The organism is Mesorhizobium sp. GbtcB19, assembly GCF_019091085.1.
In the GTDB taxonomy this organism is placed as follows: Bacteria; Pseudomonadota; Alphaproteobacteria; order Rhizobiales; family Rhizobiaceae; genus Mesorhizobium.
The window spans coordinates 127,019-139,242 of record NZ_JAGXJY010000007.1; the positions used below are offsets into that span (position 1 = coordinate 127,019).

Consider the following 12,224-nt stretch of genomic DNA (forward strand, 5'->3'; position numbering starts at 1 on the left):
GTATCGTTGAGCATACATGCTTCCGGCGCCCGACTGAATCCTGCGTTCCACCGGCTTCGTGTCGGACGAATTTCCCACTGCTCCACCGGTTCGCTGACGCTTCGCTGCAAGCCCTCGCGGCCAGGCCGTTTCCAAGCGCACGTGTTTGGAAACGATCAGCCGTCCTCCGAGCCATTCCCATGAAACAGACCAGGGGCACTGTCCGGCGCCCGCCGCCGACATATCAGCCAATCCAATGGAGGACGTGCCAATGTCAGTGCTCGGGATCCTGCTTCATTTCAGCCGCGCGGTTATCCAGGCCCACAACAATGCCAAGGTGAGAAACCTGATGGATGGGCCGCACACGCGGACCGAAGCCGGCAAGGAAAGGCGTGCGACGGACGAAGATATCTCCGGCCAGCCGCGCGACAGACGATCGAAGTAACGGCCGGCGCTTCATTGCCGGGCAAGGTCTTCGAAGCTCAGATCGAACCGCATCAGATATTTGCGCAGCCGGTCGGCGTCGTTGCCGCTGGTCTTTTTCAGACGCGAGACGGCGAAGAGCTTTCGGCCGGCGGCGCTGAGCGAGCTGCTGTCGCGGCAGGCCTCGACCACCGTGGCAAGCTGTGCGCGGTCGAACGGATCGATCTGTGCAAGGCGATCGGATCCCAGCACGTCGCGCAGCAGTGCGTCCGGGTCGTTGTCGCCGCTGCCGCCGTCGCGCCAGAGCTGGCCAAGCCGCCCGATCTCGTCGCGCACGGCTTCCTCGTTGATGCGGCCGAGCGGGGCAAGCGTAGCCATGCGCGTCACGGAGGCGGAAAGGTCGCGAAAGTTTGCCCGCCACTGCGCCTCCGGCGCGACGGCGAATTTGAGGTAGAGCTCGCGCGCCTCCTTGTTGAAGGTGTCGTTCTGGCCCTCGCGCTCGCCGAACCGGCGCAGCTCGAATTCGAGGTTGGGCTCGATATCCTCCTTGCGGTCGCGCAATGCCGGCAGCTGGGACGTCCAGAGATTGAGCCGCGCGAACAGGTCCTCGCGGAATTTTCCCGCCTTCACGTCGATCGAAAGATCGCGATTGGTGCCGGCAAGCAGCTGGAAATCCGAGGTCACGTCCTGATCGGCGCCGACCGGCAGGAAGCGCTTTTCCTCGATGGCCCTTAGGCACATGGCCTGTTCGTCAGGGCCGAGCTCGCCGATCTCGTCGAGGAAGAGCACGCCCTTGTTGGCCGACTTCATCAGCCCGGCGCGCTCGTTCTGCGCGCCGGTGAAAGCGCCCTTGACGTGGCCGAACAGCGTCGACATTGCCTGGTCGCCGCGCAGCGTCGCGCAATTGACCTCGATGAAGCCACCGGACACCTGGCGCTGCGCCTTCTTCAGTTCATAGATGCGTCGGGCCAGTTGCGACTTGCCGGCGCCGGTCGGGCCGGTCAGCAGCACCGGCGCGCGCGAGCGGATCGCCACCTTCTCGATCTGGTCGATCATCCGGTTGAAGGCCGGGTTGCGGGTGGCGATGCCGGATTTCAGGAACGACGTGGCCTCGTCGCGCTCGGCGGCGAAGCGGGTGGCGATCGCGTCATAGCGCGACAGGTCGAGATCGATGATCGAATGGCTGCCCGACACTTCGTCGCGCCCGTCCTTGCGCGGCGAAAGCTGCAGCAGCCGCGCCGGGATGAAACGCGCCTCGGTGAGCAGGAACCAGCAGATCTGCGCGACATGCGTGCCGGTGGTGATGTTGACCAGATAGTCTTCCTTCTCGGGGTCGAAGGCATAGGCGCGGGCGAAGTCGCGCAGGCCGGTATAGACCTCGGAAAAGTCCCAGGGATCCTTCATCGGTATCACATGCCGCCTCACCTCCGTCGCGGGCGAGACCTCTTCGATGTCGGCAATGACCTGCCTCGCCAGCCGCTCCGAATTGTCGCCGTGGATCAGCTCCAGCCGGTCGATGAACAGACCCGGCTGCTGGCAGAGCGCGACGGTCGGCCGCCATCTTTTCCAGCGGTCCTCGCGCCCGCTGGCGTCGAGCGTTGTGCCCAGTATCCCGATCGCTACGCGTCGTCTCATTCTTATCTCACCGTATAAAGAGCGATATAACTGTATCATGTATTTGGGAGATCGAAAATAGTCGTCGCGACGGGCGCTTGAGTTTGCGAATTTTTTATCTGTTTAAAAACAATCGCTTATTGGAGGCAATCGATGCCTGCGGCGCCAGCTCGGCGAAACTGGCACGCGGCTTGTAATGATCCTGGCGTTGACAAGAAGGATCACGACAATGGCAAACAAATCCGTGTTTGCGACGATTGCAGGAAAGCTGCTCCCGCCGGCTGACGCCAGGAACCATGAGGGCGCCCAGGCTTACCGCCTGTCGCCCGAGCAGGCCCTGGCTCAGCTGGCGGCGACGGGAACGTTCAACGCCACCTTCTACGCCGAGCCGCGCGAGCAGCTCGACGAGGTGCTGAAGCTTGCCTGGCAGGTCGAGCCGGCCTTTCTGGCCAAGACCGCGGTCCATGCTTTCGAGCAGGGCTACATGAAGGACATGCCGGCGCTTTTGCTGGCCGCGCTGTCCCTGATGCAAGGTGACGGGTTCAACCGCGCCTTCGCCCGGATCGTGCGCAACGGCAAGATGCTGCGCAACTTCGTGCAGGTGATGCGCTCCGGCGCCACCGGGCGCAAGTCGCTGGGCTCGCGGCCGAAGCGTCTCGTCCAGGCGTGGCTCGAGCATGCGTCGGACTTCGAGATCATGCGCGCCGCGGTCGGCAACGACCCGTCGCTGGCCGATGTCGTGAAGATGGTTCATCCGAAGCCGGCTTCGGCCTCGCGTGAAGCGCTCTACGGTTACCTCATCGGCAAGCCGCATGATGTCGCCGCGCTGCCGGACGTGGTGAAGGCTTTCGAGGCCTTCAAGCGCGATCCGTCGCTGCCGGTGCCGGAAGTGCCGTTCCAGATGCTGACCTCGATGCCGCTGTCGCGCGAGCATTGGGTGCAGATCGCGGAGACGGCCGGCTGGCAGATGCTGCGGCAGAACCTCAGCAGCTTCGCGCGCAACGGCGTGTTCGAGGTGGAGGGTTTTGCCGAGAAGCTGGCGGCGCGCCTCAGCGATCCGGATGAGGTCCGGCGCGCCAGGGTGTTCCCGTACCAGCTGATGGTGGCCTTCACCATGGCTGAGGCCGGGGTGCCCGGCGTGGTCAAGGATGCGCTGCAGGACGCGATGGAAGTCGCGCTCGGCAACGTGCCGCAGGTCGAAGGCAATGTGGTCGTCTGCCCGGACGTTTCGGGTTCGATGGCCTCGCCGGCGACCGGCTACCGCAAGGGCGCGACGTCGGCCGTGCGCTGCATCGACGTGGCCGCCCTGGTGGCCGCCGCGCTGCTGCGCCGCAACCCGACGGCGAGGGTGTTGCCGTTCGAGAACGATGTGGTGGATATCCACCTCAACGCTCGCGACACGGTGATGACCAACGCGGCGAAGCTCGCGGCCATCGGCGGCGGCGGAACCAACTGCTCGGCGCCGCTGGCGCGGCTGGTGCGTGAGAAGGCGAAGGTCGACCTGGTGGTGTTCGTTTCGGACAACCAGTCCTGGGTGGATGCGACGCAGCACGCGCATCAGGGCACGGCGACGATGCAGGAATGGCAGAAGCTGAAGGTGCATAACCCGAAGGCCAAGCTGGTCTGCATCGACATCCAGCCCTACGCCACGACGCAGGCGAAAGGCTGCGCCGACATCCTGAATGTCGGCGGCTTCTCCGACCGGGTCTTCGACGTGGTCGGCACGATGCTCGCCTCCGGCAGCGACCCGGACCATTGGGTGCGCACGATCGAGGCGGTGGAGCTCTGAGATCTGGTCCCGGCGGCGCGTCCGCCGGGACCGACAGAACAGAATTCAGGGCATGACGAATGCCGATGGAACTACAGGCTGTTACCCTCCGTGTCGCGGGTTCGAATCCCGTCGGGTCCGCCATTATGGACCCGTAGCTCAGTGGATAGAGCAGGACCCTGCCGCAAGGCAGGGAGATGTTTCATCACCCTTGTCGTCATGCCCGACGACTTTTGCGGCCGCAGCCGCTGGCAAACAAGGAGAACAGAAATCGAAGGCGTGACGAATGCCTGTGGAACTACATCCTAACTTTCAGGTCGCGGGTTCGATTCCCGCCGGAGCTGCCCATAGGTTCCGTAGTTCAGTTGGTAGAACGGAAAGACAGTTTCACGACAGACTTGTCGTCACGACCTATAAGATTGCCGCGGCGAATGCCGGATAGAACTACAGCTTCAAAGAATGGGATGCTCCGTGAGGTTCGACTCCTCACCTTGGCGGCGCTCTCTGGCACGAGCGGGACTCCCGGTGTTTCATCATCCCTTGTCGCCGTGGCACGACGAACCAAAGCATGATCCCAAAAAGTGGAATCCGGTTTTTGGAAAAGATCATGCTCAAGAGAATGGCGAATGCAGGCAGGACTACAGGTAGCGCGCCCGTCGAAAGACGGGAGGTCGGGTGTTCAAATCACCCCCTCGCTCCAGGAGCGGGGTGGCGCAGTCAAGCGTCGTCTTGCCGATCCTTGTCGCCAGCCGAAAGAACAGGGCGAATGCCTGCGGGAATACATCTGGTAACCAGGTGGTTCAAATCCACCCATCGGTCCCAGGATCGATCGGTTTCTCGCATCCACTTGTCGCCCGCCCATGGAATGCAGTTGAGACTTGAATGACGAATGGCGAATGCAGGCAGGACTACCGGGTAGAGCACCCGTGACGGATGTTGCGGGAGGTCGGGTGTTCGATTCATCCCTTCCATCTTTGCGATGGAAAGTAGCTCAGTAAATTGTCTTGCCGCCCCTTGTCGCCAGACCGCGACATAATCAGTTGAAAGTGAAAGACATGACCGAGATCGTAAGCGGACAGGATTTGATCGACGCTGGAATGCAGCAGGGCAAGTGGTTTGCCCGCGCGCTCGTGGCGGCCAACGACATTTTGGAGAAGGGCGGGTCACATGCGGATGCGATCGAGGCCGCGCGGGCCTTCGCGCCGCCGCCGGCGATGCCGCTCCACGCGGGCGGCGCGCTGCCGCTGCATCTCAACATCCTGGCCGAAAACCAGCATGAGGCCGCCAATGTCGAGGCGGTTACGAAGAGCATGACCGAACTGATGCGGACGCCCGTCGTCCGAGCCGGCGCCATCATGCCCGATGCCTGCCCGGCGGGGTCGCCCGGCACCATTCCGGTCGGCGGCGTGGCCGTGTCCGAGGGCATCCATCCCGGCATGCATTCGGCCGACATCTGCTGCTCGATGGCGATCTCGGTGTTTCCCGGCGTGGCGCCTGCCGCGCTGCTCGACGCCGTGCACGCCGTGACCCATTTCGGGCCTGGCGGACGCCAGCGCGGCCAGCAGTTCCGGCCCGCGGACGCGCTTTTCCAGCGCTTCGAGGCGAACGCCTTGCTGCGCGACCTGAAGAGCGCGTCGATCGAGCATTTCGGCACGCAGGGCGACGGCAACCATTTCGCCTATGTCGGCACGTTGAAGTCGAGCGGCGAGACCGCGCTGGTCACGCATCACGGCTCGCGTTCGCCGGGCGCCCGGCTCTACGCCAAGGGGATGAGGATCGCCGAGGGGTTCCGCAAAACCCTGTCGCCGCAGACCTTGCCGCAGAACGCCTGGATCCCGGCCGACACGCGGGAAGGCGATGAGTATTGGGAGGCCCTGCAGGTGATCCGCGAATGGACCAAGGGTAACCATATGCTCATCCACGATCTGGCGGCCGAAAAGCTGTCGGCGAAGGTCTCGGACCGGTTCTGGAACGAGCACAACTTCGTCTTCCGCCGCTCGGACGGGCTGTTCTATCACGGCAAGGGCGCCACGCCGGCCTTCGACGACTGGGCCGACGACGCGACCGATCTGACGCTGATCCCGCTCAACATGGCGGAGCCGGTGCTGATCGTGCGCGGCAAGAATGCCGAAAACGGCCTCGGCTTCTCGCCGCACGGCGCCGGGCGCAATTTCTCGCGCACCCAGCACCGGCGCATGCAGGCCGGGCGCGGCGATGCCGAGATCTTCGCCGAGGAGACCCGCGGTATCGACGCCCGGTTCTTCAGTGGGGTGACCGACATTTCGGAGCTGCCGAGCGCCTATAAGAACGCGGCTTCGATGCGCCGCCAGATCGAGCATTTCGGCCTGGCCGAAATCGTCGACGAGGTGCTGCCTTACGGCTGCATCATGGCCGGCGACTGGGAAGCCAACGCGCCGTGGCGCAAGAAGAAGGAGCGGCGCGAGGCCGAGGCGCGCCAGCAATAGTCGCCATCAGCAAGGGCGCGGGCAGAGATGTCCGCGCCCAAACTTTGTTCAAGTCACCCGAAGATAGCTCGTCATGCCGGTCTTCTGGTGCTCGATGATATGGCAGTGCAGCAGCCAGTCGCCGGGATTGTCGGCGACGAAGCCGAGCTGCACCTTTTCGTCGGGCTGGATGAGATAGGTGTCGGAGACGAGCGGCTGGACGGCCCGCGTCGAAGACGACAGCACCTTGAAGCTCATGCCGTGCAGGTGGATCGGGTGCGTGTGCGGGGTCAGGTTTTCCATGTCGATGATGTAGCTCTGGCCGAGCTTCAACTCCGCCAGCGGCGCGGTCGGGTCCGGCGTGTCGCCTGGCCACGGCACCTTGTTGATCGCCCAGAAACTGTAGCCGAGCGAGCCGCAAATGCCGTCGCCCGGTACGTTTTCGGCGGTGGCGCTCAGCGCCAGCGGAATGCGCTTGGCGGCGACGACGTCCACCTCAGCAACCGGGTTGGCGTCGAGCGGACCGAGATCGCGAAGATCGCGCTTGAGCGATTTGCCGACCGAACGCAGCGTCGCCAGGATTTTCGGCTTGGTGCCGCGCACGTCGCGCAGGCTGACGGCCGCGCCCTCCTCGTCCGGCATGCGGATGGCAAGCTCGAGCCGCTGTCCAGGCCCGAGCTGCAGGGCATCCGGCACAAAGCGTTGCGGCACCGGATTGCCGTCGAGCGCGATGACGGTCGCTTCGGCGCCGTCGACGCGGAAGGCGTAGACGCGGGTGACGTCGGTGATGGCGGCGCGGAACCGCACCAGCCCGCCGGTAGGCGCGTCGAATTGCGGCTGGCTCTGCCAATTGGCGGTGCGCACCGTGCCGAAGGTGCCGGCTTTGGCCGCGTCGCGCGGCCGAAACGGCTCGATGAACTGGCCGTCGTCGCCGAGCCGCCAGTCGCGCAGGTTGACGACCATCTCGGCATCGAAGACCGGATCCTTCGGGTTCTCGACCACGATAACGCCGGTCAGCCCGTGGCCCATCTGGACCAGCGTGTTGCAATGCGGGTGGTACCAGAAGGTGCCGGCATCGGGCGGCGTGAAGGCATAGTCGAAATGGTCGCCCTGATAGACATAGGGCTGCACCAGGAACGGCACGCCGTCCATCTTGTTGGGAACGCGGATGCCATGCCAGTGGATGGTCGTCGGATCGTCGATGCCGTTGATCAACCGCGCCGCAAACGGCTCACCCTTCCGCATCCTGACGACCGGCGGCATGCCGGCTTGGCTGTAGGTCAGGACATTCTTCGTCGGCGCGCCGTCCATCAGCCGCGCCTCGATGCTGGTGGTTTTCAGGATCAGCGGCTGGGGCGAGGTTGCGGCGAAGCCTTTCAATCTGCCGATGGCTGCGGCGCCGGTTCCGGAGAGCCCGGCGACGGCGGCGGTTTTGAGGAGAGCGCGGCGAGTCAGCATCGTCATCTTGATTTCGGCGGGCAGGATGCCGCGGCATAGTTGAACAGTTCAGGCGCGTACCACCATCCGCCGCGCCGGCCTAGTCCCGCAAGCTGAACACGAAGGGCGCGGTGCGCGTGACACGCGCGCCGAGTTCCGCCGGCGGTGCCGGCACCGAGGCGCCCTGCAAGGCGGCGAGGGCCGCGCGGTCGAGATCGCCGTCGCCCGAGGATCGCGCCAGCCGGGCCGAGACAACCCTGCCTGACGTATCGACCGTAAAGGTGACGTTCGGCGTGCCCTCGGCCCGCCTGGAGCGCGCTGCGCTGGGATAGCGCGTATGCCGCCTGATCCACGCCGCCAGGCTGGAATTCCAGCGTGACGGGCTGAGGCTCGAACGCGACGCCGCATTCGAGGGTTGCGGCGCCGCCGCCTTGGCGGCTGCCTTGGCGTCGATGCTGGCGGTGGTCGTCGTCTTGGGCGGCGGTGCCTTTTCCTTCCTCGGCCGCTTTTCGACGAGTTTCTTCTCGGTCTTCCTTTTGGCTTCGACCGGCTTTTGCGCCTTCACTTCCAATTCCACAGGTTTCGGCTTGGGCAGCGGAATGACGACGTCGGGCGCGATCGCCTCGACAGGGTCCGGCACGACCTCCTCCAGCGGCGGCTGATCGCTCAGCGCCGCCATCGTCTGGCCGGCCGGTTCGGCCTCTTCCGCCTTGTCGGTGTCGGTCGGTTGTTCGGTAACCGGCTCCGTCTGCTCGACCACCGGCTCCGGCGGCGGGTCGGCCACCGGTTTCACCTCGGTCGGCTTTTCCGCCTCCTCGGCCGCATCGGGCAGCTCCGGGGTCACCGTATCCAACATGGCCGTCTCTTCCGGCACGGCAGGCGCGATCGGCAGCGGCGCCATCTCGACCGCCAGCGCCGGCGGTGGGCCGCCGTCCGGTATCTCGGCGAAGCTGAGGTTTTGCACAGCGTATGCGACCGCCACATGCCCGGCGAAAATGATCGCGGCCGCACTCGTCCACAGGCCGGCTTCACGCACGCCGAAGCGCGGCTGGGGCTTTCCCGGCACGGCGGTGGCCGTCATTGGCCCTTGCTCCCGGCCGTCGCCGGAGCAACGCCCGCGCTTGCGGCCGGAGCACCGCCGGCCGGCACGGCAACCGCGCCACCTGTCGTCTCCAGCCCAACCAGCGCGACCTTGAGATAGCCGGCGGCGCGCAGCAGGTTCATCACCTCCATCAGATCGCCGTAGCCCACGGTCTTGTCGGCGCGCAGGAAGATGCGGGTCTGCCTGTCGCCCATGGTGCGGCTGTCGAGCACGCCGGCGAAGGCCGGACGCGGCACGCTGTCATTGCCGATCGCCAGCGTGAGATCGCTTTTCAGCGTGAGGAAGAGCGGCGTCTCGGGGCGCGGCGCCGGCGTCGCCGTCGAACCCGGCAGGTCGACATTGACGTCGACGGTGGCAAGCGGGGCCGCGACCATGAAGATGATCAACAGCACCAGGATGACGTCGATGAATGGCGTGACGTTGATGTCGTGGCTTTCCTCGAGATCGTCGCCGGAGGTCTCGCGAATCCGCGCCGCCATCGTCGCTACTCCGCCGCCATCGCCGCTGCCGGCGGCACCGTGCGGAAATCGAGGTCGCGGCTGACCAGGCGTTCGACGCCGGCGGAAGCATCGGCGAGGATCTGTTTATAGCCGGCTATCGAGCGCGCGAAGACGTTGTAGATGACGACAGCCGGGATGGCCGCAACCAGGCCCATCGCGGTGGCGAGCAGCGCCTCGGCGATGCCTGGTGCCACGACCGCCAGATTGGTGGTCTGCGCCTGCGAGATGCCGATAAAGGCGTTCATGATGCCCCAGACGGTGCCGAACAGGCCGACGAAAGGCGCCGTCGAGCCGATGGTGGCGAGCAGGCCGGTGCCGCGCGACATGCGCCGGGACGCCGCCGCCTCGATGCGCGACAGCCTGGAGGCGACGCGCTCCTTCAGGCCGTCGCCCAAGGCATGGTCGAGCGCGCCGGCCGAAAGCGCGCGTTCTTCCTCGGCTGCGCGGACAAGTTGCGCGCCCGGACCGCCGCTGTGGCCAAGCTCGCGGCCGGCCTGCGTCAGCGTCGCGGCGTTGCCGATCGCATCGGCGGCGCGCCGGGCCCTGAGCTTGCCGCCCAAGACCTCAAGCGACTTGGCGAGCCAGATCGTCCAGGTAACGAGAGAAGCGAAGGCAAGCCCCACCATCACCGCCTTCACGACAATGTCGGCATTCATGAACATGCCCCAGGGCGACAGGTCATGCGGCAGCGTCAGCGAGATGGACGGCTCTTCGCCGACGGTGCCGTTCGAAGCCGGCTGCGCGGGCGCTTGTGTTGCTGGTGTTATCGGAGCTTGTACGGAAGTCGCTGCCGGTTGCTGAGTGGCCGGTTGTTCCTGCGCTGCGGCAATGCCGGCCGAAAGAATGAGGGATGCGGCCAGTGCCGCGAAAAGACCGTTCCGGGACAAGGCTCGCCCTCGCTTCATCATTGCACGTAACCGATCGGCTGGCCGCTGACGGGATGCTTGAGCACGCCCATCTCGACGCCGAAAATCTCCTTGAGCACGCCGCCCCGCATGATCTCGTCCGGCGTGCCGCGTCTGAGCAGCCGGCCGCCCTTGAGCGCGATCAGCTCGTCGCAATAGCGCGCCGCCATGTTGGGATCGTGCAGCACCACGACGACGCATAGGTCGCGCTTGCGGCTGAGTTCCTTGACGAGGCCGAGAACCTCGACCTGATGGGCGATGTCGAGCGCCGAGATCGGCTCGTCGAGCAGCATGACGCCGGCATTCTGCGCCACCAGCATGGCGAGCCATGCCCGCTGCCGCTCGCCGCCGGAGAGCTCGTCGACCAGGCGGTCGGCGAATGCGCTCATGTCGGTCAGCGCCAGCGCTTCCTCGACATGGCTTCTGTCCTGCGCCCCGAAACGGCCGAGCGCGCCATGCCAGGGATAACGCCCCAGCGCCGCGAGTTCGCGCACGGTCAGGCCGGTCGCCGCGGGCGTGGTCTGCGGCAGATAGGCCAGCGCCCGCGCCAACTCGCGCGCGCCCCAGCCGGCCAGCGGCCGTTCGGCGAAGCGGATGGCGCCCGAGCTTGCCGGCTGCTGGCGGGCAAGCAGCTTGACCAGCGTCGACTTGCCAGAGCCGTTATGGCCGATAAGCCCGTAGACGCGCGAACGCCGCAGCTCGAGCGAGACCGGCCCGAGCAGCGTGCGCTCGCCGATGGCGAAGCGCACGGCGTCGACATGAAAGGCTGTTCCAGCTCCGGCCAACATCCGCCTCCAATGCGGCGGCCGCCAGCTGCCGGGCGGCCGATGCCGGTTGACTATGAAACATGACATTGCGAGTCAACTATAAAGCTGACTACGTTGATCAACAATTTGCACGGCGCATGGCCACGCGGTGAGGTCTGGACGGCAAGCAGGTTGCTGGGCACGATGCGCTCAGCAACCAAGACAGGCTGGCCAATGATCAAGGCGACACCCTTCGACTTCCCCTATGACGGCAGGCTGGTGCCGCAGCATACGGCGCTGCTTGTCATCGACCTGCAGGACGATTTCCTGTCGCCGACAGGCTACTTCGCCAGGAAAGGCTATGATCCGTCGCCGCTGCGAGCCATCCTGCCGGCGGTCAACCGGCTGATCGAGGCCGCTCGCGCCGCCGGCCTGACCATCGTCCACACCAGGCAAGGCTACCGCGCCGACATGGCCGACATGACGCCCTATGAGAGATGGCGGCGCAAGCGGGCCGGGATCGACGGCACCGATGTGCTGCTGCGCTCCGGCCCGGGCTTCCAGATCGTGTCCGATATCGAGGTCGAACCGCAAGACATCGTCATCGACAAGACCTGCAACGGCGCCTTCACCTATACCGATCTGGAGCTGGTGCTGCGTGCACGAGGCATCACGCATCTGATGTTCAGCGGATGCACGACGGATGTCTGCGTGCACACCACGCTGCGCGAGGCCTGCGACCGCAATTTTCAGTGCCTGACGATCGCGGACGCCTGCGCCAGCGGCGACCGATATGCCCACGAAGCGGCCCTGCATATGGTGACGGTCGAGGACGGCGTTTTCGGCGCGCTGGCGGATTCGGCCGCCGTTATCGCCGGCCTGTCGCGGCTTGCGAACGCCGGCTGAAGATTTTTGTCACGCCACCGTTCCGTTTCCGGTTCTGCCTTCGTCTTGAAGGGCGTAACCAACCACGGAGCCGAGCCATGTCGACCACAGTGACCTTGATCAATGTCTTCACCGCCAAGCCTGGCAAGCAGCAGGAACTGGCCAATACCCTCGCCGAGGGCACGCGGAATTTCTTCAGCAAGCAGCCTGGCTCGCTGGCGTCATCCGTGGTCGTCGGCGGCGACGGCAGCAAGGTCGCCAATATTTCGCAATGGCGCTCGGCCGACGACATCGCGGCCTTCCGCAGCGATCCGCGCTTCGGCGAGTACATGAAGAGCATCGTGGAGCTCGCCGCCGGCGACAGCATGATGGGCCACACCACCTATTCCCACACGGGCGGCGTAGAAAACTAGGAGCTTAC

11 protein-coding genes are annotated in these 12,224 nt (G+C 65.4%); 5 read left to right on the plus strand and 6 right to left on the minus strand.

Features of this window, described 5'->3' with window-relative positions; genetic code table 11:
* Positions 1-145 precede the first annotated feature (145 nt).
* Positions 146-424, plus strand: a complete 279-nt coding sequence (locus KVT37_RS14720) for a hypothetical protein (RefSeq protein WP_217574124.1) — start codon at positions 146-148, stop codon at positions 422-424.
* 11 nt (positions 425-435) lie between these two features.
* Here the strand turns inward: KVT37_RS14720 and rtcR are convergent, their stop codons facing one another.
* Positions 436-2,037 (minus strand): RNA repair transcriptional activator RtcR, encoded by a 1,602-nt coding sequence (gene rtcR / locus KVT37_RS14725; protein WP_217574126.1) that lies wholly within the window; start codon positions 2,035-2,037, stop codon positions 436-438.
* Positions 2,038-2,245: 208 nt separating this feature from the next.
* Between rtcR and KVT37_RS14730 the strand changes: the two genes are divergently transcribed.
* Positions 2,246-3,805, plus strand: coding sequence for a TROVE domain-containing protein (locus tag KVT37_RS14730; protein ID WP_217574128.1), 1,560 nt, complete (start codon positions 2,246-2,248; stop codon positions 3,803-3,805).
* 1,034 nt (positions 3,806-4,839) lie between these two features.
* Positions 4,840-6,249: an RtcB family protein gene (locus KVT37_RS14735; RefSeq protein ID WP_217574130.1), complete on the plus strand. Its 1,410-nt coding sequence runs from the start codon at positions 4,840-4,842 to the stop codon at positions 6,247-6,249.
* A gap of 48 nt (positions 6,250-6,297) precedes the next feature.
* Here KVT37_RS14735 and KVT37_RS14740 read toward each other — a convergent pair whose 3' ends face one another.
* The 5 genes from KVT37_RS14740 to KVT37_RS14760 all read right to left on the minus strand — a co-directional run bounded on the left by KVT37_RS14740 (position 6,298) and on the right by KVT37_RS14760 (position 10,960).
* Complete coding sequence (locus KVT37_RS14740) at positions 6,298-7,692, minus strand: multicopper oxidase family protein (protein WP_217574132.1); 1,395 nt, start codon at positions 7,690-7,692, stop codon at positions 6,298-6,300.
* A gap of 73 nt (positions 7,693-7,765) precedes the next feature.
* Positions 7,766-8,746, minus strand: coding sequence for a TonB family protein (locus tag KVT37_RS14745; protein WP_217574133.1), 981 nt, complete (start codon positions 8,744-8,746; stop codon positions 7,766-7,768).
* On the minus strand, positions 8,743-9,246 hold the full coding sequence (gene exbD / locus KVT37_RS14750; protein WP_217574135.1) for a TonB system transport protein ExbD: 504 nt from the start codon (positions 9,244-9,246) through the stop codon (positions 8,743-8,745). Before exbD ends, KVT37_RS14745 begins: the two co-directional genes overlap by 4 nt.
* 5 nt (positions 9,247-9,251) lie before the next feature.
* Positions 9,252-10,154: a tonB-system energizer ExbB gene (gene exbB, locus KVT37_RS14755; RefSeq protein ID WP_254634027.1), complete on the minus strand. Its 903-nt coding sequence runs from the start codon at positions 10,152-10,154 to the stop codon at positions 9,252-9,254.
* A gap of 17 nt (positions 10,155-10,171) precedes the next feature.
* Positions 10,172-10,960, minus strand: coding sequence for an ATP-binding cassette domain-containing protein (locus tag KVT37_RS14760; RefSeq protein ID WP_217574137.1), 789 nt, complete (start codon positions 10,958-10,960; stop codon positions 10,172-10,174).
* Between the two features lie 192 nt (positions 10,961-11,152).
* Here KVT37_RS14760 and KVT37_RS14765 point away from each other — a divergent pair, with 192 nt between their 5' ends.
* The gene (locus tag KVT37_RS14765; protein ID WP_217574139.1) at positions 11,153-11,824 is read left to right on the plus strand and encodes a cysteine hydrolase family protein; all 672 of its coding nucleotides are present in this window, start codon (positions 11,153-11,155) and stop codon (positions 11,822-11,824) included.
* A 77-nt stretch (positions 11,825-11,901) separates the two neighbouring features.
* Entirely contained in the window at positions 11,902-12,216 is a 315-nt protein-coding gene (locus tag KVT37_RS33465) for a putative quinol monooxygenase (protein WP_254634028.1), read from the plus strand.
* Positions 12,217-12,224 lie beyond the last annotated feature (8 nt).

Coding starts and splice junctions, on each gene's coding strand:
- KVT37_RS14760 (WP_217574137.1), bottom strand. CDS start 10,960: ATGTTGGCCGGAGCTGGAACAGCCTTTCATGTCGACGCCGTGCGCTTC.
- KVT37_RS14735 (WP_217574130.1), top strand. CDS start 4,840: ATGACCGAGATCGTAAGCGGACAGGATTTGATCGACGCTGGAATGCAG.
- KVT37_RS14765 (WP_217574139.1), top strand. CDS start 11,153: ATGATCAAGGCGACACCCTTCGACTTCCCCTATGACGGCAGGCTGGTG.
- KVT37_RS33465 (WP_254634028.1), top strand. CDS start 11,902: ATGTCGACCACAGTGACCTTGATCAATGTCTTCACCGCCAAGCCTGGC.
- exbD (WP_217574135.1), bottom strand. CDS start 9,246: ATGGCGGCGCGGATTCGCGAGACCTCCGGCGACGATCTCGAGGAAAGC.
- KVT37_RS14730 (WP_217574128.1), top strand. CDS start 2,246: ATGGCAAACAAATCCGTGTTTGCGACGATTGCAGGAAAGCTGCTCCCG.
- rtcR (WP_217574126.1), bottom strand. CDS start 2,037: ATGAGACGACGCGTAGCGATCGGGATACTGGGCACAACGCTCGACGCC.
- KVT37_RS14745 (WP_217574133.1), bottom strand. CDS start 8,746: ATGACGGCCACCGCCGTGCCGGGAAAGCCCCAGCCGCGCTTCGGCGTG.
- KVT37_RS14740 (WP_217574132.1), bottom strand. CDS start 7,692: ATGACGATGCTGACTCGCCGCGCTCTCCTCAAAACCGCCGCCGTCGCC.